Origin of the sequence: Shewanella sp. AC91-MNA-CIBAN-0169 (genome assembly GCF_040310165.1) — a bacterium.
Classification (GTDB): Bacteria; Pseudomonadota; Gammaproteobacteria; order Enterobacterales; family Shewanellaceae; genus Shewanella.
In genome coordinates this window covers 101567-121575 of record NZ_JBEOPM010000004.1, presented here as the reverse complement: position 1 = coordinate 121575, position 20009 = coordinate 101567, and the positions used below count along the sequence as shown (strand labels likewise).

The 20009-nt window shown below is 41.2% G+C and carries 20 protein-coding genes; 13 read left to right on the top strand and 7 right to left on the bottom strand.

Going from position 1 to position 20009, the window contains the following annotated elements; all coding sequences use genetic code 11:
* Positions 1–27: 27 nt before the first annotated feature.
* Positions 28–1416, bottom strand: a complete 1389-nt coding sequence (locus tag AAEY98_RS05860; RefSeq protein WP_351015554.1) for a sigma-54-dependent transcriptional regulator — start codon at positions 1414–1416, stop codon at positions 28–30.
* Positions 1417–1769: 353 nt separating this feature from the next.
* Here AAEY98_RS05860 and AAEY98_RS05855 point away from each other — a divergent pair, with 353 nt between their 5' ends.
* The 8 genes from AAEY98_RS05855 (at position 1770) to mutM (ending at position 8784) form a co-directional block, all read left to right on the top strand.
* Complete coding sequence (locus AAEY98_RS05855) at positions 1770–2534, top strand: ABC transporter substrate-binding protein (protein WP_392343379.1); 765 nt, start codon at positions 1770–1772, stop codon at positions 2532–2534.
* Positions 2531–3238 (top strand): ABC transporter permease, encoded by a 708-nt coding sequence (locus AAEY98_RS05850; protein WP_101088589.1) that lies wholly within the window; start codon positions 2531–2533, stop codon positions 3236–3238. The genes AAEY98_RS05855 and AAEY98_RS05850 overlap by 4 nt, the downstream gene beginning before the upstream one ends.
* A 1-nt stretch (position 3239) precedes the next feature.
* Entirely contained in the window at positions 3240–3989 is a 750-nt protein-coding gene (locus AAEY98_RS05845; protein WP_101088590.1) for an energy-coupling factor ABC transporter ATP-binding protein, read from the top strand.
* A complete protein-coding gene (gene mobA, locus AAEY98_RS05840) occupies positions 3973–4563 on the top strand; it encodes a molybdenum cofactor guanylyltransferase MobA (RefSeq protein WP_011639329.1) in 591 nt (196 codons plus the stop codon). Before AAEY98_RS05845 ends, mobA begins: the two co-directional genes overlap by 17 nt.
* A 17-nt stretch (positions 4564–4580) precedes the next feature.
* A complete protein-coding gene (locus AAEY98_RS05835; RefSeq protein WP_351015548.1) occupies positions 4581–6398 on the top strand; it encodes a bifunctional molybdopterin-guanine dinucleotide biosynthesis adaptor protein MobB/molybdopterin molybdotransferase MoeA in 1818 nt (605 codons plus the stop codon).
* An 8-nt stretch (positions 6399–6406) separates the two neighbouring features.
* A complete protein-coding gene (gene moaA / locus AAEY98_RS05830; protein ID WP_351015545.1) occupies positions 6407–7393 on the top strand; it encodes a GTP 3',8-cyclase MoaA in 987 nt (328 codons plus the stop codon).
* A gap of 107 nt (positions 7394–7500) precedes the next feature.
* Positions 7501–7959 (top strand): hypothetical protein, encoded by a 459-nt coding sequence (locus AAEY98_RS05825; protein ID WP_351015542.1) that lies wholly within the window; start codon positions 7501–7503, stop codon positions 7957–7959.
* A 9-nt stretch (positions 7960–7968) separates the two neighbouring features.
* Positions 7969–8784, top strand: coding sequence for a bifunctional DNA-formamidopyrimidine glycosylase/DNA-(apurinic or apyrimidinic site) lyase (gene mutM, locus AAEY98_RS05820; protein WP_101088594.1), 816 nt, complete (start codon positions 7969–7971; stop codon positions 8782–8784).
* 105 nt (positions 8785–8889) lie between these two features.
* Here mutM and AAEY98_RS05815 read toward each other — a convergent pair whose 3' ends face one another.
* From AAEY98_RS05815 to AAEY98_RS05805, 3 genes are all read right to left on the bottom strand, one after another.
* Positions 8890–10389, bottom strand: coding sequence for a capsule assembly Wzi family protein (locus AAEY98_RS05815; protein WP_351015539.1), 1500 nt, complete (start codon positions 10387–10389; stop codon positions 8890–8892).
* 4 nt (positions 10390–10393) lie between these two features.
* The gene (coaD, locus tag AAEY98_RS05810) at positions 10394–10900 is read right to left on the bottom strand and encodes a pantetheine-phosphate adenylyltransferase (RefSeq protein ID WP_011639335.1); all 507 of its coding nucleotides are present in this window, start codon (positions 10898–10900) and stop codon (positions 10394–10396) included.
* Between the two features lie 106 nt (positions 10901–11006).
* Positions 11007–11759, bottom strand: coding sequence for a glycosyltransferase family 25 protein (locus AAEY98_RS05805; RefSeq protein ID WP_192116209.1), 753 nt, complete (start codon positions 11757–11759; stop codon positions 11007–11009).
* 503 nt (positions 11760–12262) lie between these two features.
* On the opposite strand from AAEY98_RS05805, the gene AAEY98_RS05800 reads away from it, so the two are divergent.
* A complete protein-coding gene (locus AAEY98_RS05800; RefSeq protein WP_182745106.1) occupies positions 12263–13264 on the top strand; it encodes a glycosyltransferase family 9 protein in 1002 nt (333 codons plus the stop codon).
* 56 nt (positions 13265–13320) lie between these two features.
* Positions 13321–14274 (top strand): ADP-glyceromanno-heptose 6-epimerase, encoded by a 954-nt coding sequence (rfaD, locus tag AAEY98_RS05795; protein ID WP_182745107.1) that lies wholly within the window; start codon positions 13321–13323, stop codon positions 14272–14274.
* A 100-nt stretch (positions 14275–14374) separates the two neighbouring features.
* Here the strand turns inward: rfaD and AAEY98_RS05790 are convergent, their stop codons facing one another.
* Both AAEY98_RS05790 and AAEY98_RS05785 read right to left on the bottom strand, forming a co-directional pair.
* Positions 14375–14767, bottom strand: a complete 393-nt coding sequence (locus AAEY98_RS05790; RefSeq protein WP_011639339.1) for an FAD synthase family protein — start codon at positions 14765–14767, stop codon at positions 14375–14377.
* Between the two features lie 8 nt (positions 14768–14775).
* On the bottom strand, positions 14776–15834 hold the full coding sequence (locus AAEY98_RS05785) for a CDP-glycerol glycerophosphotransferase family protein (protein WP_162024161.1): 1059 nt from the start codon (positions 15832–15834) through the stop codon (positions 14776–14778).
* Between the two features lie 218 nt (positions 15835–16052).
* On the opposite strand from AAEY98_RS05785, the gene AAEY98_RS05780 reads away from it, so the two are divergent.
* Both AAEY98_RS05780 and AAEY98_RS05775 read left to right on the top strand, forming a co-directional pair.
* Positions 16053–17168, top strand: coding sequence for a glycosyltransferase family 9 protein (locus AAEY98_RS05780; protein ID WP_182745108.1), 1116 nt, complete (start codon positions 16053–16055; stop codon positions 17166–17168).
* A gap of 41 nt (positions 17169–17209) precedes the next feature.
* Positions 17210–18058: a glycosyltransferase gene (locus AAEY98_RS05775; RefSeq protein WP_192116210.1), complete on the top strand. Its 849-nt coding sequence runs from the start codon at positions 17210–17212 to the stop codon at positions 18056–18058.
* Positions 18059–18100: 42 nt separating this feature from the next.
* Here AAEY98_RS05775 and AAEY98_RS05770 read toward each other — a convergent pair whose 3' ends face one another.
* Positions 18101–19132: a glycosyltransferase family 9 protein gene (locus tag AAEY98_RS05770; protein ID WP_192116211.1), complete on the bottom strand. Its 1032-nt coding sequence runs from the start codon at positions 19130–19132 to the stop codon at positions 18101–18103.
* A gap of 110 nt (positions 19133–19242) precedes the next feature.
* On the opposite strand from AAEY98_RS05770, the gene AAEY98_RS05765 reads away from it, so the two are divergent.
* Positions 19243–19971, top strand: a complete 729-nt coding sequence (locus tag AAEY98_RS05765; RefSeq protein WP_162024165.1) for a 3-deoxy-D-manno-octulosonic acid kinase — start codon at positions 19243–19245, stop codon at positions 19969–19971.
* Positions 19972–20009: the final 38 nt, after the last annotated feature.

Below are 20009 nucleotides of genomic sequence, written 5' to 3'. Positions count from 1 at the left end.
TAAAAATACCAGTAGAATGCACCACTATTATTCTTCCTCAAGGCCTTGTTTTTCATGGGTTAGCCAATCTTTATATTTTCTATCTAATGTTTTTCGTGACACTCCTAAATCTCGCGCTGCAGCAGATTTATTACCACTATGACTATCGACCACTTTGGTCACATGTTGTTTTTCAACTTCTTTTAATGGCCAATTTAACGGGTAGCCCATCGCATCATTCACCATAACTGACACTGGTTTTTTCCAATATTCCGCAGGCGGTTTGCCTAATAAGATGCAACGTTCAATCATATTACGCAGTTCACGAATGTTACCGGGCCAATCATGCTGTTGCAGTACTTGTAGGTCTTCGTGACTCCAAATAACATCTTTAATACCCAGCTCTTGTGACAACTGCAAGGTAAAGTAATGAGTCAGCTCAACAACATCTTCTGGCCGAGAGCGCAAAGATGGAATAACAATGTTCAATACATTCAAACGATAAAATAAATCACGTCTGAAACGACCCGCTTCAACTTCATCAATTAATAAACGATTAGTGGCCGCGACAACGCGCACATTAATATCGATTTCTTTTTCACTTCCTACAGGACGAATAGCACGTTGCTCAAGCACTCTGAGTAAAGCGGTTTGCATGTTCATCGGCATTTCGCCAATTTCGTCCAAAAATATCGTGCCACCAGAGGCATAACTAAATAACCCTTCACGATTACCTTTAGCCCCGGTAAATGCGCCCGCTGTATGGCCAAATAGTTCACTGGCTAACAATTCAGGGGCGATGGCACCACAGTTTACTGGGACAAATGCACCACTTCGGCCACTCTGTAAATGTAATTGTCTGGCCACCAGCTCTTTACCTGTGCCTGATTCGCCCTCAATTAATACAACTGCGTTAGTCGGTGCGATGCGTTCAATGACCTCTTTCACATCACGGATAGCTTCACTGTTGCCGATAATGGTGGATGACTGTCCGTGCGATAGTTCTCGCCTTAGCATAAAATTTTCACGCTTTAGCAATCGTTTCTCGATACAGCGGTCAACGGCGGTAATCATTTGTTCTAAGTGAAACGGTTTCATAATGAAATCAGAGGCGCCAGCACGTAATGCTTTGATTGCCACATCCATATCAGCATAACCGGTCATAAAAATGATATCTGATTGACGATCTGGATCATCTAGCGCTTCATGCCACTCGATACCTGAACGATCGGGCAATCGAATATCAACAATCAATAAATCGAAATGGCCGTGACTGCGTAACTCTTCAGCTTGGGCAATTGTGGAGGCGGTTTCTACCAAGGCAAACTTCTTTGCCAAGGCTTTCATCAAAAAACTACGCATGCCAGGCTCATCATCAACGATAAGAACCGACATAGTGGTCTTGCTTACTGGGGAAATATGTTCATTTGGACTCATAAATGGACTCTTATTTGGACATTTTGTCGCGCTTTTCACCACTGTATCATCGAATTCACATCACTTGGTCACTATGAACCACAGAAAAGTGATCGTGGGACAATTTGTCTAATATAAATTGTTAAAGCTTGGGAGCAAGTTCACAGTTTCGATTTTATGCGTGAACTGTAATTGCATTAACACTGCTTGGCATCTAACTTGCTTATTGCATTAGTAATTAAGCAAAACGGCTTAATGTTTTGTACAAGTTTTCAGTATGAACATCATGATTATTAATATATCAAGGAGCGGCAATGTTAAAACTCAAAGCAAGCGTTAGTATTCTGTTGGCGGCATCGGTACTCAGCGGAGCAATGTTCAGCACAACGGCATTCGCAAATGAAGTGATTAAGTTAGCGACCACGACCAGTACTGAAAACTCAGGATTACTTGGTGCGCTGTTACCTAAATTTGAAGCAGAATCAGGCTATAGTGTACAAGTGATTGCTACGGGTACAGGTAAAGCATTGAAGCTGGCAAGTCAGGGAGATGTTGATGTCGTTATGACTCATGCTCCAGAAGCCGAAGCACAGTTTGTTGCTGACGGTTATGGTATTGAGCCTCGCGGAATTATGGAAAATGATTTTATTGTATTAGGGCCTAAAAATGATCCGGCTGGGCTCAAGTCGAGCAAAGATGCCACTGAAGCATTTAGCAAAATAGCTCATAAGCCAAGTAAATTTATTTCTCGTGGTGATAACTCTGGTACTAATATGAAAGAGTTAGCCATTTGGAAAGATGCGGACGTTAAACCTGAATTTAGCGGCTATACCTCCGTTGGGCAAGGCATGGGTAAAACCTTATTAATGGCCAATGAGTTTCAGGCTTATACATTAGCGGATCGCGGTACGTTTATTGCTTATAAAGCTAAGCTAGACCTTAATATTAGTTTTGAAGGTGGCGCGGAATTAGCTAACCCTTACCAAATTATTTTGATCAACCCTACAAAATACCCAGACTTGAATCATAAAGGGGCAAGAGCATTAAGCGATTGGTTTATTAGCCCTGCAACGCAAACTATGATCAATAATTATAAAGTGCAAGGAGAGCAATTGTTTAAGGCAACTTATAAAAAATGAGTGACGGCTGGTTAGCCCTATTGCAGCAAGCATTTAGCTTGCTGCTATCTTTTGACCCACATGTGTGGGCAATTATTAACATCTCATTTTCGGTGTCTTTTGCCGCGCTGTTGATCACCATTGTTCCGTCGATGATGTTAGGCTTTATCCTCGCGTTTAGTCATTTCAAAGGCCGCTGGATCGTCACTAACTTAGTGCAAACATTGCAATCCATTCCCACTGTCGTGATTGGTTTATTAGTATATTTATTGTTAACTCGCAATGGTGTCTTAGGCGATTTAAAGTGGCTATTCACCCAAAAAGGAATGATTTTAGGACAGATGTTAATTTGTGCTCCAGTATTAATCGCATTGTCGCAAGCCGCTTTTGCCAGTGTAGATCGTAGAGCGTGGGAAACATCTCGTACATTAGGAGCCTCATGGCTACGCGCGGTTTGGACCTTATGTCGTGAACTGCGGGGCCCCTTACTACTCGCCATTATTGCAGCGTTTAGTCGCATTTTAACTGAAGTAGGTTGCTCGATGATGGTAGGGGGTAATATTATGAATGTTACCCGTAATATTCCCACCGCAATAGCACTTGAAACGAGCAAAGGCGATTTTGCACAAGCTATCGCGCTAGGATTAGTCTTATTGATATTAGCGGTAGTGTTAAACTTCATCTTAGGTTCATTGCGAGGCAAAGCCGTCCCGAGGAGTCATTAAAATGACATTATCACATGACTCAGACACCTCTTTGGCCAGTATTCATGCAACTAACCTACTGGTAACCTTTAATCAGCAGAGACTCTTTAGCGCAACTGATTTACATTTTAGCCAAGGTGATGTCATTTACCTGCAAGGTGACAATGGCTCGGGTAAATCGACCTTAATGAAACTCCTCGCTGGATTAATTAAACCAAACCAAGGCCAGATCACCAGCCAAGGATTTGCGCCTCAAACGTGGTGGAGACCGTCCTCTCTTTTAGGTAAAGCGGTTTATTTACATCAACATCCTTATCTTTTTGAAGGCACAGTAAAGTACAACTTAACCTACGCCTTGGATCAGCGGGCTTTAGCGCCTGAACAACGTAAAAAACGGATCCAACAGGCCATTCATATGGCTCAACTCACCGATTTACTGAATCATAATGCTAGTGATCTATCGGGTGGCGAGAGACAACGTCTTGCCATTGCCAGAGCTTGGATTGCGCAACCTAAACTATTAATGCTTGATGAACCGATTTCGAATATGGATAAACACTCACAGCGCTTAGTGCTCGCGATGATTAATCAACTCAAACAAGACGGCACAGGACTGCTAATTAGCAGTCATCAAACTTGTGGCCTGACCGCGTTGTGTCAACAACATTGGCATATAAAGCAACGCACAATTCATACCAGTATTCATGTACCCCAAACAGATGATTTACATGATACCCACACAACGGAATTACATTATGGCACCACAAATTGATGCGGTGATTTTAGCTGGCGGCATGGCAAGACGAATGGGCGGCAATGACAAAGGCTTAGTGGATCTCAATGGCCAAGCGATGATTTGTCATACAATTAATAAGCTGTCGACTCAAGTGGATCAGATCCTGATTAACGCAAATCGAAACCAAGCTCAATATGAGCAATGGGGTTACACCGTTTTCAGCGATCAAGACAGCGGTTATTTAGGCCCTTTAGCTGGAATGGTTACCGCCTTAAAACAGACTCAAGCTGATTATTTACTTGTGGTCCCTTGTGACTGTCCTATGCTGCCAACCGACTTAACAGCAAGGTTATTAGCGGCTTTAGAGCAACAACAAGCCGACCTTGCTGTTGCTAGTGATGGTGAATATGAACAACCCGTAGTGTTATTGCTAAAACCACATCTGGCAGCATCGATGCAGGCTTTTTTAGATGCGGGAGAGCGCAAAATTGATTTTTGGTATCGCCAACATAAAGTGGCAGTAGAAAGTTTTGCTGACCAACCCAATGCATTCGTTAACATCAATACACCAGAACAAAAACAGCAGTTAGCAACGCAAATTGCCAAGTAATTCAGTAGAGGTACTTCATGACAGCATTATTTTCTAATCCATTGTCCATTCCCGTTTTGGGATTTTGTGCATACAGTGGCACAGGTAAAACCACTCTACTTAAACAGCTTATTCCGGTCTTAATTGAACGCGGTTTACGTTTAGCCGTTATTAAGCACGCACATCATAATTTTGATGTTGATGTTCCGGGTAAAGACAGTTTCGAAATGCGCAAAGCTGGGGCAAGGCAAGTATTGGTAGCGTCTCATGTACGCTGGGCATTAATGACTGAAGATCCTGTTGATGACGACCCACAATTACAACATTTACTGCGTCAAATTGAAGCCGACAAAGTCGATATCGTACTGGTAGAAGGCTTTAAGAAGCTGGCATTACCTAAAATTGAATTACACCGTGCAGCACATAATAAACCTTTGATTCATATACATGATGACAATATCGTTGCGATTGCCTGTTGTGATGAAACCACAGTACCTGATTCATTAACGCGCTTAGATTTAAACAACGTGGCGCAAATTGCTGATTTTGTACAACACTATCAACAAAATTGGCAGGCAGAAGAGGTCCGCTTGCCGATTGATGCGAGCAAAGCAGCTCAAATGGACGATACGGAAAACAGTCCACATGGCATTAGTGTATCCCAAGGCGTTGCGGCGGTATTAAGCCAAGTTACCCCTATTGTGGACACTGAATTAGTCAGTCTTTTCGATATTGATAATCGCGTACTGGCACATGATATTATTTCTGAAATAAACGTACCTCAACAAACTAACTCAGCAATGGACGGTTATGCCTTTGCGTTTAGTAACTTATCTAATAAACCTCTTAAAATCGTGGCAGAAGTATTAGCAGGACATCATTACTCCAATATGCTGCAAGACGGCGAAGCCGTGCGCATTATGACCGGAGCAACAGTGCCAAAAGGCGCTGACACCATTCAGCCACGGGAGCTAGCAAACGAACAAGATAACCTGTTAACCCTTTTTGAACATGAACACATTATTAAAGGTCAGCATGTACGTCTAGCAGGTGAAGATATTGCTAGCGGTGACGTCGCTTTAGCGGCAGGAAAACGCTTAGGTGCCGCTGAACTAGGTCTACTAGCATCACTTGGATTTGATCGACTACCTTTATTTAAACGCCCTACCGTCGCGGTATTTTCAACTGGCGATGAAGTCAGCCAACCAGGACAAACACTCAAACCAAACTGCATCTATGACTCAAATCGCTATACCGTATTATCGATGGCCAAAAAGCTCGGTTGTCAGGTTATCGATTTAGGCATTATTGAAGATGATGAACACATACTCACCGCGACGTTACGCAGTGCGGCAGAGCAAGCAGATATCGTCATCAGCTCTGGCGGCGTATCTGTGGGTAATGCCGATTACATTAAAACGGCACTCGCCAATGTGGGCAACACTCAATTTTGGCGAATTAACATGCGACCAGGTCGCCCTCTCGCGGTAGGAAATATTGATCGCAGCCTATTTTTTGGCTTACCGGGAAACCCTGTGGCGGTTATGGTGGCATTTTTACAGTTTGTGCAACCTGCTATCCGTAAATTAGCTGGCGAACTTCACTGGCAACCTCAGTTTATTCCTGCCATTGCACAGCATGCATTACGCAGTAAAACGGGGCGTACTGAATTTTTACGCGGTATTTATGCTATTGGGTCAGATGGCAGAATCAAGGTAAGTACCACGGGTGCGCAAGGGTCTGGCATGCTCAGCTCAATGGTCAGCGCTAATTGTTTAATTGTTATTGGTGATGATACTGCCAGCATACCTGCTGGCGAGTCTGTGTTTATTCAACCCTTTGCTGATTTACTGTAAGTGCTGATATGAGCCAACTTATCGACAGCTTTCAGCGAAAAGTAGATTATTTACGCTTATCGGTAACCGATCGTTGCGATTTTCGCTGTGTATATTGCATGAGTGAAGATCCGACTTTTTTACCTAAATCACATGTTCTTAGCTTGGAAGAATTATCGTGGATAGCCCAAGCTTTTACAGAGCTTGGGGTAAAAAAAATACGCCTCACTGGTGGCGAGCCACTAGTGCGATCCGACTGTGACAAACTGGTCAAATTGTTAAAGCAATTGCCTGGTCTTGAAGAACTCTCAATGACCACTAATGGGTCTCGGTTATCTAAGTTGGCGCAGCCACTGTTTGATAATGGTCTTAGCCGATTGAATATCAGCCTTGATACCTTAAACCCCGATGTGTTTACGCAGCTAACACGTAACGGTAAACTGGAGCGTGTCATCGCTGGCATTGATGCCGCAATAGCGGCTGGCTTTCGTAACATCAAAATTAATACGGTCATTCTACGCGGGCAAAACGATCATGAAGTATTAGATTTAGTTGAGTTCTGTCGCCAACGCCAACTCGATATTGCTTTTATTGAAGAAATGCCAATTGGACTCATGGATGATCGCCATCGTCACCGTCATTGCTCAAGTGACGAAGTCCGAAACATTATAGAAACGCGCTATCCCTTAATCGCTTCATCAAAACGCACAGGCGGCCCCTCTCGATATGTAAAGATGGCCGACAGCACGATTCGTATCGGATTTATATCGCCACACAGCAATGACTTTTGTCATCAATGTAATCGCGTAAGAGTGACCGTTGAAGGGCAATTACTCTTGTGCTTAGGTAATGACAATTCCATTGATTTAAAGTCAATTGTGCGACAATTCCCTGCCGACATTGAACGTCTTAAACAAGCCATTACCGATGGAATGCAATACAAGCCGCAATCTCACCACTTTAACCTCAACGCTGCGCCACAAATACTACGCTTTATGAATGCCACTGGCGGCTAATTGTTTTTGCTATCGTCAATGGTACACTTATGCCATTATTTGCCGCTTCAAACTAGCGCGTTACATCGCTAGTTTGAGATAGTTTTTTATTCACGTTAAGGTGATTTATGGCTCTGTCACGTAAAAGTTGGAACTATATTATTATTGGTGCCAGTGTATTTATGATTGCGGTGTTGTCTTTTATCAATGACAAAACCGCCAATGTGCTGGATGATACCGTGCCTTTATTTGATCTGCAGCTGCCGTTGAAACAATTACAACTTAATGGTATTTGGCTAAGTCAACAAGACGGACAGTGGCAGTGTCATTCGCAGGTGCTCAATTGTCAGCAATGGGCTTTATCATGGCAAAATATTAGTGTATCACCATTAAAAAATCAGCCTGAACATAGCCTTAAAGAGCAAACTCTGTCTATTGCCATCGATAATATGCAAACGACACAATTATGGCGCTATTTCCCTAATGAAGGTTTGTTACAATCGTCTAGTCAAAATTGGTATCTAGTACCGCCGAGTTTACGAGCTGGGTTACAACCTATATTAGCCATACCTCCTCAATCAAAATAATGAGTCATTATGCCCGAATTACCAGAAGTTGAAGTGACCCGTCTAGGGATCAGTCCATATCTTATTGAGCAAACGGTAAGTGAATTGATTGTGCGCAATGCCTCGCTTCGTTGGCCTGTACCGGCTATTGCTCAAAACATTGTTGGTCAGCGTATTACCAATGTCCGCAGACGAGCGAAATACTTACTCATTGATACCAATGCAGGAATGACAATAGTGCATTTAGGCATGTCAGGCAGCTTACGTATTTTACCGCGCAATACCCCAATCGAAAAACATGACCATATTGATTTAGTACTCGAAAATGGCCGCATGTTGCGATTTAACGATCCACGTCGCTTTGGTGCTTGGTTGTGGTATGAATTACCAGAAGAAGCCCATCCACTGCTATCAAAGCTTGGCCCAGAACCACTAAGCCCTCATTTCACGCCATTACAATTACAAGCAGCACTTGCTGGCAAGAAAAAGGCGATTAAACTGTGCTTAATGGATAATCACATCGTGGTTGGAGCCGGTAATATTTACGCCAACGAAGCTTTATTTGCTGCCGGGATCCACCCCGAAGCCGCGGCAGGAAGTATTGATTTAGAACGGCTAACGATTCTTGTCAGTGAAGTTAAACAAATTTTGGCACACGCCATTGAACAAGGCGGAACAACATTAAAAGACTTTACTAATGCAGACGGTAAGCCAGGTTATTTTGCCCAAAAACTGCATGTTTATGGCCGTGGCGGCAAAACCTGTACAGCCTGTGGCAATTTATTAAGTGAGATAAAACTGGGCCAACGTACCACGGTTTTTTGTGGTTTATGCCAACAGCGTTAGTCGGATAAATAACGCCTAAATCGCATGTCAATTTACACATAAAAAAGGGAGCCATTGGGCTCCCTCATATCATCAACCTCAACTCGGGTTAATCAACCATAAGGCTTAAAACTTATATTCGTAAGTCGAAAAAACAGTGCCTTGAGTATCATCATCTTGTACTTCGAACTCTGAATTAGCCACACTGCCACCTAAGGTCAACATGCCGTTAAACATAGGCAAACGATATGACAATTCCAGCATCATGATATCTTCTTTCAATGGCTGTGGAGCCCAAACACCACCGCGATTAACACCGTCTTTATTCAGTTGAGCATAACGGAGAATAGAGGTAAAACCATGACTATTATCGAACTGACCAATTAAGCCTAATGCATAAACATTGGCATCACTGTCATAGGTACTGCCAAACGCACGACCATAATAACGTGAGCCACTTTGGTATGTTGAATGCTCATAAAAACAGTTAAATTGATCTTTGTCTTCACCGCAATACACCATAGTATCGGTGTACTCGATAAATAATTTATATTGTTGTTTGGCAATATTAAAGCGTGTGTCTGCACCAACCATTTTACCGCAATCAACGATTTGCCATGGATCACCTTTTGAATCTTCGCAGGTACGCTCTAAGTACAAACCGACAGGCACATCAAACCAGGTATCTGCATAACGGACATCAAAGCCCGCCATCTGGTTACCATAGTTTGAACAACCTTCACCTTGGCCGGTATCCGCTCGACAATCACGCTGACCAGTAATGGATTTAACTGCGGTATTGAAGCTACATTCTTGGCCTTCACCGCAAAACTGTGTAGTCCACGATAAGCCAATTTCTAACTGCCTAAATGGCTTAATTGCCCCACGAAGATTCCATAATAGGGTATGTGGAGCATAACGATCTTCTTCGGTAACACTCACACCACCAGTTAAGCTCCAATCGCCTATCCATGACAGCCAAGGTGTTTCAAATGCTTGAGAATTATTACGACTGACCATTAAAGACGGCATTGGACGAGCATTATTTGATTTATGCAATGATGAGTCAAATCCAGGTCCCCACCATTGACCGACGCTACCGGCAGTGACAATCCAATTGCCTAGCACTACCGCAATATAAGAATCATCTAAACGGATTTCTTCGTCGTCCGCAGGGTTATAATTTGCCGATGCAGAAATCTTATAAGAAAATCGCTCTCCAGTGTATTCGTGTGAGCCTTGTAACTGGCCCTTTTCACGATAATCAGAGCCAAAATGTTGAAAACGCGCCTCATCAGATGCTGCTGCTACTTTTATACTGGTGTTACCACGATTCCCTACAGCATTTTGGTAGTAAAAATTAACTCGTGCAAATGCATCCACCAAATCTGGCGTTAACAAAGCAGGTTCAGCTTGAGCTAAATCAGTTCCAATACCAGACCACATCAATGGAAATGTATTAATAGGTGCACTAATCACTCCGGCATCAGCTAAGGCTTGAATATCTGCACGCAAATAGATATCAGAAGTATCGACCCATGGTGCAGCTTGAGCACTGCTATAGAGCATCATCGCGCTTAATCCAAGTGCGGCAGCAACCTTAGTTGACTTAAATCCTTTTATCATGAAATTACTTACCTTCTTTATCTAATTGAATTTGTGCTACTTTCAGCTTTAATGCAGCTGCGATCTGTGGATGAACAAATTGACTCACATCACCCCCATGTAATGCCACTTCTTTTACTAACGTAGAAGAAATAAATGAGTTTTCTTCCGCAGGGGTTAAAAACACACTTTCAAGATCAGGGCTTAAACGGCGATTCATATTTGCCAACTGAAACTCGTATTCGAAATCAGATACCGCACGAAGCCCACGGATCAACACACTCGCATGTTGCTCTTTAGCGAAATCAACCAACAACCCAGTAAAGCCGACAACTTCGACATTTTTTAAATGTGCTGTCACTAAGTTAACTTGAGCGACACGTTCTTCGAGAGAGAAACGAGGCTGCTTAGAAGGATTTGACGCTATACCAATAATCACATGCTTGAATAAGCGGGCTGCACGTTCGATTAAATCGGCATGACCGTTAGTTACAGGGTCAAAAGTACCTGGATAAATTGCTCTTCTGTGCATAATATTTCGCCTTTACATCATTTGTAGCCGCTAGTTTAGCGACTTTTATCACCAGAATGAATCACCATTTGGTTTAGGTATGGGTTAATATCACATGGCGACATGACTATTTTTGTATTTTGGGAAGTGATGGCAGATGTTGTTTATGTTTCAACAATTTCAACTCGAACTTCACTTTTTGCCAAATACGCAATAAATGATGACGTTCAACATGAGTACGTCTACCTTGTCGATTAATATCACTGTCTAAATCGGTTCCAATCACAGGAAAAGGTCTTACAACAAAGCAACGTAATTGTTTTTCGAACCAAAATTGAATATCAATATCAACAGGACGGGCAATAGGGTATGCCGTTGCTAATAATTTTTGTGCTCCAGCAAATGACACGCATTGGCCGCGGGTTGAAGCTGGTAACTTTAAACATGTGGATAAACTAAAGCGCTCATCAAGCACAATCGATTTTACAATACCTTTGGGCTTACGCCCGTGACACAATTTAATGTAATCCCAATCAGCAGAAAGATTATTAATGTGTTGTATCACCGTCATTAACGCAGGATCTAGGATAGAGTCATCCTCAAGAATTAAAGCGTAATCTAACTGTTGTTCAATAATCATTTGCCAACATTGGACATGGCTTAGGTAGCAGCCAATTTCACCCAAATTAAGCTTTTTGTCGTATTTTTGAAGGTTTGTTTGCGGATCATACACTTTCGCAATATCGATATCGTGCAAATCCTTACCGTATACGGCGGAAATACGTTGGTATTCGATACCTAATTGTTTTAGCTGCTCATCCATGAACGTAAATCGTTCAGTACTGTTATCTAAATTAATGAGAAAAACTTTACATTTCATATATTACTAACCCAAACACCCAATTTAATCATGTTCAACTACTGATATTTAACCCTAGAATATTCAGTAATGGCGACATCTGCTGAATAAAATGGTTGATGCTACCGTTAGGTTACTTTTACTAGTGACATTTGATTTAATCCATTGAATAAATTGAAAACAACCCTTAAGAAAACCGTGGTTGTTTTGCGTCCTTGCACTCACATGCATTTCACCATTTTTACAGTGAGAGGTTTGGGAGTATATCATTAATATTCTGGCTTTAGCTTGTTGTCAAAAAATTCATCACAATGGCTAGATTAGTTAACAATAGCAACCGATATTTGTTAACCCTTGATACAATTCCGCATGCAAACGATGAACAAACGGTCTTGAGTTGATATACTCTGTGACAGCTCTTGCGCCAATCATCATGGTCGTTGAGAAAATCGTTAAAAGTCACAATACAATAAGCCCCATCATCTGATGGAATTAAGTTAATATTTTATCTTTCAGACAGTCATATGAAAAAAATCTTAGTCATCAAACACGATAAAATTGGCGATTTTGTACTGACATGGCCAGCACTTTATTTACTCAGAAAAGCAATGCCCGAAGCGACTATTGATGTATTTGTCGCACCGGTTGTTAAGTCCTTTGCTGAAGCCTGTCCATATGTAGACAACACGATTATCGACTCAAAAGATGATACAGACATTGCTGAGCAAATTGCGAAGCAACATTACGATGCTGTAATCATTCTGTTGTCAGAATTTCGAATTTATAAAATTCTTAGCAAAAGCAATATTCCATATAAATTAGTACCTAAACATAATTGGTATCAATATTTATATAAACATCGAGCAAGCAATGAATACTTAAACAGTGAAGGTTGCTGGCGAGGTGCGTGTATGCTGGTAGAGCACTTCTTAACTCACCACGGTTATGCCATTCCTAAACTACCTGATAGATTTTGGGATATGAGTGATCGCAAAGAATATTGGCAACAACACTACCAAAAGTTAACCAACGAAAAGCTAATTTTTATTCATCCAGGTACCGGTGGCTCTTCTGGTTGCGTACCTGTAGAAAAGCTAGTTCAGTTAATGATAAATGTTGATCAACAAACTCAATCAGCATGCCATTTTATTTTAACATTTAACGGAAGTGAACTGGAGCTAGCAAAAGAAATTCAAACGTTACTGGCCAATACCTCAATTAAAATATCGCTGGCTAAGCCGTTAGACCGTTTGATTGATTTTTCCGAATCATTGGTAGCAGCAGACATGTTTATTGCCGGCTCAACAGGGCCTCTGCATATCGCGGGCTTACATAATGTGCCTACTGTTGGATTTTACGCAGGAAGACGCTCAACACCTCATATTAGATGGGGAACATTATCTGAACCAAGCAAACGATTTGCTTATACGCCTCCCGTAGGAAAAAGAACGGGTCGTAATATGGCATTAATCAATTTTGATCAGGTATCGAATGAAATAGCCGACTTTTTGAACAAACAATCTTAGATTGTCGCAGTGTGTTAAATTAGCTCATCGCGAGCAACAATAATGGAAATACGAATATGATAGTTGTGACAGGCGCAGCCGGGTTTATTGGTAGTAATTTAGTAAAACAACTTAATGCCATGGGCCGAAATGACATTATTGCGGTAGACGACTTAACTGACGGCACCCAGATGTTCAATTTAGCCGATTGTGAAATTGCTGATTATCTTGATAAAGATGATTTCATCAAGCAAATCAAAGCGGGCGATTTTGATAACAAACTTGAAGTCATTTTCCATCAAGGCGCTTGCTCATCGACCACCGAGTGGGATGGCAAGTTTATGATGGCCAATAACTACGAGTATTCAAAAACATTATTGCATTACAGCCAAGCTAATAACTGCCAATTTATTTATGCTTCTTCTGCATCTGTCTATGGTGGCAGCGAAAAGTTTATTGAGCAACGCGAACTCGAAAAACCGCTCAATGTCTACGCTTACTCTAAGTTCTTATTTGATCAATATGTAAGACAGCAAAAGCTCACTGGCCAAGTGGCAGGATTACGTTATTTCAACGTCTATGGTCCACGTGAACAACACAAGGGTGGCATGGCCAGTGTGGCGTTCCACTTTAACAACCAAATTAACGCTAATGGTGTGTGTCGTTTGTTTGAAGGTGTTGATGGTTATGAAAATGGTCAGCAACTTCGTGACTTTGTGTTTGTCGAAGATGTGGTTAACGTCAATTTATGGCTATGGCAGAATCCATCAGTATCGGGCATATATAACTGCGGAACAGGCCAAGCGCAAAGCTTTAATGATGTTGCCAATGCTGTGATTGCTTATCATGGTAAAGGGCACGTTGAATACATTCCTTTCCCAGACAAATTGAAAGGCGCTTATCAGAGTTATACCCAAGCAGATTTAACTCAATTAAGAGCGGCTGGTTATCAAGCTGAGTTTAAAACAGTTGAGCAAGCTGTACCTGAATATTTAGATTGGCTTAAAACCCAACATTTTATTGGTCAATAACGGTTTATAGCTCTTACGAAGCGAAAACTAGCTTAACAGCAACATGCTATGGCGTTTTTTATCCATAGCATGTTCCTGTTTCATAGAAATGATGAACTCACTATCTAATTTCTTTAACGATCTCAATTAACATTGTTGTTGAAATCGCAGGGGTTCTTGGTAAATACACTACTTTACATAGATGAGATAGATGATCAAAACGTCCCTCCCAATCATCCCCCATCACTAAATAATCAGCTTGATACTTTTGAATGTACTCTGCTTTAAGCTCTAATGACTCTTCAAGAAAAACTTGATCTACACAGGATAGAGCCGCGACAATTCTCATTCGATCGATTTCATCGCAAATAGGGTTTCGTTGTTTTTTACTAAAATTAAGAGCATCAGATGACACCCCAACAACCAACTTACCGCCTAACTCTTTCGCTCTTTCTAAAATATTTAAATGACCAATATGAAACATGTCAAAAGTACCGAATGTAATAATGTTCATCTAAATCCTTATTCTAATAAATAGTCAGTAATTCGTTGGCTACAAAGGCCATCAACAACACCCACTAGCTCTGCCGTATATTGCGTCCGTTGAGGCGCAAACAACTCTGGATGTGCTATCTGTTGATCAACAACTTGCTTTAATTCTTTATATGTTCTGGCGTGCGCAGCAATGTCTGCGTAGCGGTATAAATCTTGATCCACACGATTCTTAAACCTGAATTTAAAAATCCCACGATAAGACCAACGTAAGTGATAAAAATCACACCATACAACAGGTTTATTTAATGCAGCAAATTCAAATAAGGCAGATGAAGCATCGCTAATTAATACATCGGCAGAGACCATAAAAGGTAATAAATTTGCTTCTTCAGCAGGCGCTAAATAAACATTGTCGAAACTAGCCCAGTGAGTTAGCAGCGCTTTTTGTTTTTTATAATTTGATTTACTCAATGAAAAATAATGTGGTTTGAGCAATATATTATATTCAGAAAATTGAGATGGCCAATTTTTAGCCATTTCTTCAATGCTGCTTGGGTAAAATGTAGGCGCATATAACAAGGTTTTTTTATTAGTATCTAATCCTAAAGAAGCTAAGTCTAAACCCTGTTCATCTCCTTGGATAATTGGATCTAGCTTGGCATAACCAGTATCAATGAACACTTTTTCAGGAAACATCTCCTGTAATCGCTTTAAACGATATTGGCCTTCCACAAAGCGAACTTCAATATCGCCTTTTGAAACAGTATAATATACCGACTTTGGCCCGACACCATGCTGCATCAAAGCAGTCTGACTGATCCCTTTTAATCGTGACGCTGAAGCAAATGCATTACCGAACACAACCCATTGAGGCTTGTTCAACAAATAAAATTCAAGCGCTTCTGATTCATCATTAACCCAGACAACATTTAGCTGATGCTTACTTACAAGCGCTTCCAATACCGACTGCTGATCAACACTCTTGTAGATAACATATGTCACAGGAACCGAACGCTTCTGTAGCTCTGCAGCGACAGGAAAGTATTGTGGTAAATAATAGGGATGTAAAACATCAAAACAAATCATCGCAAGTCAATTCCTATTAATAATTCCGCATCAGAATTTGCAAAGAGCACTAGTATAAATGATAACACGCCTCAATTTACATCTAATCCTCTCAACCGACCAATCTGATATCAAATGAAATCAATACATCTATTAGCTTTTCTCAAGGTATTGATTCAAAAAGCCCTCTTTTCAAGGTATTATTTCAAGTATAACTATCAACAAAGCTGTCTATTCATATGCCAATAGTGTCTACAAAGCAATTGCAAACATGTCAACGCTTACTGTTTATTTCGCCAGTTGCGTTAGGTGACTTTCTTTACTTAAAAACCTTTCTTATCGCTTTAAAAAAGCAATATGCTCATATTGAAATCGACATATGGTTAGATGATATTCGTTGTAATAGTGATAGCTGGCGCTTATCTAGAAGCAAAATTTTGCAACAATGGATGGATACAGAGGGTGCCTTTAAGCTCACTTACGGCTGCACTGATTCAAAATTAGCAATGCAAAGCCATGTGGAGCAAGCCAAGCTGCGTAAGTATGACATTATTTTTTGTCATTCTGTCAGTAAAAGTCGACAATATTCACAAATCGCTCGCAGCATAAACGACAAAGCGTTTATCGTGTCGAGCATCCCTAAAAGTGCTTCATTTGGATGGTTAAACAAGATATTTTTTCGCCATTCAGACCATACTTTTATCTTAGATGAGAGTAACTTACCTAAGTCGCACCACATTACTGACAGATACAATATGATATTTAGTGAAGTTTTGGGACTTACCTTAACTTCCGAGCAATTAATGCCGACGTTAAAGACCCCAGACGCAATTGAACCCATTACTCAGTCGTGGTTAAACTCCAAATTTAGTGACCCAGAAAAACAAGGGAAACTCATATTTTTAAATCATTTATCAACCAATGAGAAAAAAGATTGGAAATTATCACAATTATTCTCCCTCATTGAAAAAATATCGGCAATTGATTCTAGCCAACGTTTCATTATTAATGTCACTCAAGAAAACTTTGACTCTGTTAGTATTGAAACTGAAAAATTTACGGCTCGAACAAATACGCAAACGGCTGTTTTCACCGTTAACGAACATTTTTTTGAACTACCATCACTCATTGCACACTCCGATTTTGTGATAACAGTCGATACGGCAATATTGCACTTTGCTTTTGCTGCTCAACGTCCTTTATTAGCAATGATGCGTGAGAAAAAGCCTTATTGGGCACCACCAGAAAGTGAGGTATCGCATGTCATGTATGCAACAGAAGGTAGAGGCCACATTGAAGACATCAGCGTTGACCGAGTATTCCAACAATATAAAAAAATGAACTCTCTCGGTTAAAGACTTAACACCCAATACATAAATATACGCAAGGTGAACGGATGAAGAAGGCTATTTTTACACTCGCTATTGGCGATAACCCAATGTATCGCGCTGCCATTGCCAGCTTTAAAGCTTATGGTAAAAGAATTGGGGCTGATGTCATCGTTTCAGATCAACTGCATTATAAAATTCATGTCAGTAACCCTAAATTTGATGCCAGCCCGGCATGGTCTGAAAAGCTATATATTTCAGAGATACTCAAAGAATATGATCGAGTACTGTATCTAGATGCAGATATTATCGTGACGCCATGGGCGCGAGATATATTTGAACTCTATTCTGACCTTGATACGGTTTATATGTTCAATGAAGGGGCTCATCGCGATCGGGGTGAGCAAGCGGTGCAAATTAATAATATCTTAGGCGAGGTCGACTGGCCAAAAGAAGACAATAAAATAGTTTATTACAACTCTGGGATGTTTTTGCTATCTAAAGAAACCGGACTATTTGATAAAGCCAATATTGAAGAAATGCAGGCCATTTGTAACAACGTTAAATTTTACGACCAAACCTATATTAACTATCTCATCAGGAGAGATAATATAAAAAGCATAGGTGTAGAAGCTAACTTTAATCGTATGCAACTTTTAGGGCATGATGATTATCAAAAAGCAGATTTCATCCATTATTCTGGCAGAGGTTACCGCCAAGATATCCCGATGAGAGAATTAAAATACATCATCGATTTCTGCGATATGTTCAACGATACATTAACAAATGAACAAATTCTTGAGTATAAAAAACAAGCTTGGAATTGGTACATACTCAAACAACATCGAAAAACAAAGTTACCCGTAGCACTTTTGAGTGCGATATTTGGTTTATTCCGTGGCAAGTATAAATATTAAATCCTAATTCAGATAATGACAGCTCGCTTCAAGGCGAGCTTTTTACTGGTTAATGAATTGATCAAACTGAGCCTTTACCTGATCAACTTCTATCATCACCATTAAATGCTCACCTTTAGCACGCGTGCCCCACTTAACAGGTGCATCAAATTGCTTGGCTATCACTTGCGGGTAAACACTGACAGTGTACTGGCGATACAGATAAGGTCCTGTTCGTCCAGGGTTTGAGTGAGCATATAGACCAATCACTGGCGTACCTTGAGTAACAGCCATATGCAAGGGTCCTGTATCGGGTGCTAGCACTAGATTGGCTTGTTTTAACACTGCAAGCAGCTGAGTCAAAGATGTCTTGCCTACTTGGTTGTCCAATGGCTGTTGGCTATGCGATTGAATCACATCCGCTAGATTTTTTTCTAACGCTGTTGGGCCGCCGCACAACATTACTCTAAATCCCTGCGTAATAGCATAATCAGCAACGGCAGCGTAACGCTCTGGCAGCCAGTTGCGTTCGGCCTTACTGGCTGCTGCGCAAATCACCATGACTTTATCATCGCCCACCAGTTGTTTGGCAAAGTCGGTGTCGGCTTGTGGTACAGGAATATTCCAGCGTGGCGTTAAGTCTTCTACACCAATGGCTTTAGCAAAGCCCATAAAACCGTCTAACACATGCGGTGTGGCCAAGGGCTCAACGGCGTGATTGGTCACCAACCACTGACCTTCTTTGGCTCTAGCCTTATCAAACCCGACCCGAACCCGCGCCTTGATCACTAATGAGGCTATGGTCGCACGAAGTGCAACTTGCATATGCAGCAGCACATCAAAACGTTGACCTTGTAAATCACGACGTAACTGAACATAGCTATGCCAGCCCTTGGACTTATCGAAAATAACAAACTGGATCCCAGGCAAATGCTTAAGTAATTGATATTCAACCTTACCAATAATCCACGTAATACTCAGGTCTGGATACTGTTTTTGAATAGCCTGCACCATTGCTACTGCGTGGCAAACATCACCAATGGCAGACAAACGCAGTAAACATAATGAACGTATCGCACTAAAGTCAGCTTTCATTGATTATCCAATATGCTTGAGTGAAGAATTAAGGCGGTGAAGGCAAGTTAGTGATCTTAAGGTATAATGTTATTTCGATCCACAATCTAACCAATGCTATTGATAATTAGATGCAAATAAAAAACACCCAACTTGGCCATATTGCATGGTGTGAAACCACTGCCCAACACTTAGCACCGCAAGACTTCGCGGTTGATGGTTGGCGAGAAAAAAATGCAGTGGTGGGTCAGTCCAAAGGCCGTTACACCACATGGTTTGTCAAAACCGAAAACTCGGACAGCCCGCAAACATGGGTGTTACGCCATTATTGGCGCGGTGGAATGATGGAAAAATTCAGCCGTGATGCCTACTTCTATACCGGCCTACAACGAACCCGTGCTGTAGCAGAGTTAGCGATTCTTGAAGTTTTGTATCAAGAAGGATTTGCGGTACCACGCCCTATTGCGGCGAATGTTGAACGTTTTGGTTTATGGTATCGAGCCGATATAATTATTGAACATGTTGCTGGTGCAAATGATTTAGTGGCTTACTTAAGCCATAACCCAATGACAGAATCGCAATGGTATTTACTAGGCGAAACCATTGCCAAATTTCATCAACGTGGGGTATATCACGCCGATTTAAATGCCAAAAACATCTTACTTGCACACGGAAAATTCTATTTAATTGACTTTGATAGAGGTGAATTACGCACACCACAGCCTACATGGCAACAGGCCAATTTAGACCGCTTGCTACGTTCTTTTAACAAAGAGAACGCTAAACTGACTACGCTGCAATTTAGTCAACAGCATTGGCAGCAATTACTTGCCGGTTATCAAAGCATCAACCCAATCTAAAGCTAACTCTGGTATGGGGTGGTGATAAAAATAGACGC

Bases quoted from the DNA above. Each gene is read 5' to 3' on its own strand.
- AAEY98_RS05860 (WP_351015554.1), bottom strand. From the start codon at position 1,416: ATGAGTCCAAATGAACATATTTCCCCAGTAAGCAAGACCACTATGTCG.
- AAEY98_RS05825 (WP_351015542.1), top strand. From the start codon at position 7,501: ATGGCTCTGTCACGTAAAAGTTGGAACTATATTATTATTGGTGCCAGT.
- rfaD (WP_182745107.1), top strand. From the start codon at position 13,321: ATGATAGTTGTGACAGGCGCAGCCGGGTTTATTGGTAGTAATTTAGTA.
- mutM (WP_101088594.1), top strand. From the start codon at position 7,969: ATGCCCGAATTACCAGAAGTTGAAGTGACCCGTCTAGGGATCAGTCCA.
- AAEY98_RS05815 (WP_351015539.1), bottom strand. From the start codon at position 10,389: ATGATAAAAGGATTTAAGTCAACTAAGGTTGCTGCCGCACTTGGATTA.
- AAEY98_RS05805 (WP_192116209.1), bottom strand. From the start codon at position 11,759: ATGAAATGTAAAGTTTTTCTCATTAATTTAGATAACAGTACTGAACGA.
- AAEY98_RS05800 (WP_182745106.1), top strand. From the start codon at position 12,263: ATGAAAAAAATCTTAGTCATCAAACACGATAAAATTGGCGATTTTGTA.
- coaD (WP_011639335.1), bottom strand. From the start codon at position 10,900: ATGCACAGAAGAGCAATTTATCCAGGTACTTTTGACCCTGTAACTAAC.
- AAEY98_RS05835 (WP_351015548.1), top strand. From the start codon at position 4,581: ATGACAGCATTATTTTCTAATCCATTGTCCATTCCCGTTTTGGGATTT.
- AAEY98_RS05785 (WP_162024161.1), bottom strand. From the start codon at position 15,834: ATGATTTGTTTTGATGTTTTACATCCCTATTATTTACCACAATACTTT.
- AAEY98_RS05770 (WP_192116211.1), bottom strand. From the start codon at position 19,132: ATGAAAGCTGACTTTAGTGCGATACGTTCATTATGTTTACTGCGTTTG.
- AAEY98_RS05790 (WP_011639339.1), bottom strand. From the start codon at position 14,767: ATGAACATTATTACATTCGGTACTTTTGACATGTTTCATATTGGTCAT.
- AAEY98_RS05765 (WP_162024165.1), top strand. From the start codon at position 19,243: ATGCAAATAAAAAACACCCAACTTGGCCATATTGCATGGTGTGAAACC.
- AAEY98_RS05855 (WP_392343379.1), top strand. From the start codon at position 1,770: ATGTTCAGCACAACGGCATTCGCAAATGAAGTGATTAAGTTAGCGACC.
- moaA (WP_351015545.1), top strand. From the start codon at position 6,407: ATGAGCCAACTTATCGACAGCTTTCAGCGAAAAGTAGATTATTTACGC.
- AAEY98_RS05780 (WP_182745108.1), top strand. From the start codon at position 16,053: ATGCCAATAGTGTCTACAAAGCAATTGCAAACATGTCAACGCTTACTG.
- AAEY98_RS05775 (WP_192116210.1), top strand. From the start codon at position 17,210: ATGAAGAAGGCTATTTTTACACTCGCTATTGGCGATAACCCAATGTAT.
- AAEY98_RS05850 (WP_101088589.1), top strand. From the start codon at position 2,531: ATGAGTGACGGCTGGTTAGCCCTATTGCAGCAAGCATTTAGCTTGCTG.
- mobA (WP_011639329.1), top strand. From the start codon at position 3,973: ATGGCACCACAAATTGATGCGGTGATTTTAGCTGGCGGCATGGCAAGA.
- AAEY98_RS05845 (WP_101088590.1), top strand. From the start codon at position 3,240: ATGACATTATCACATGACTCAGACACCTCTTTGGCCAGTATTCATGCA.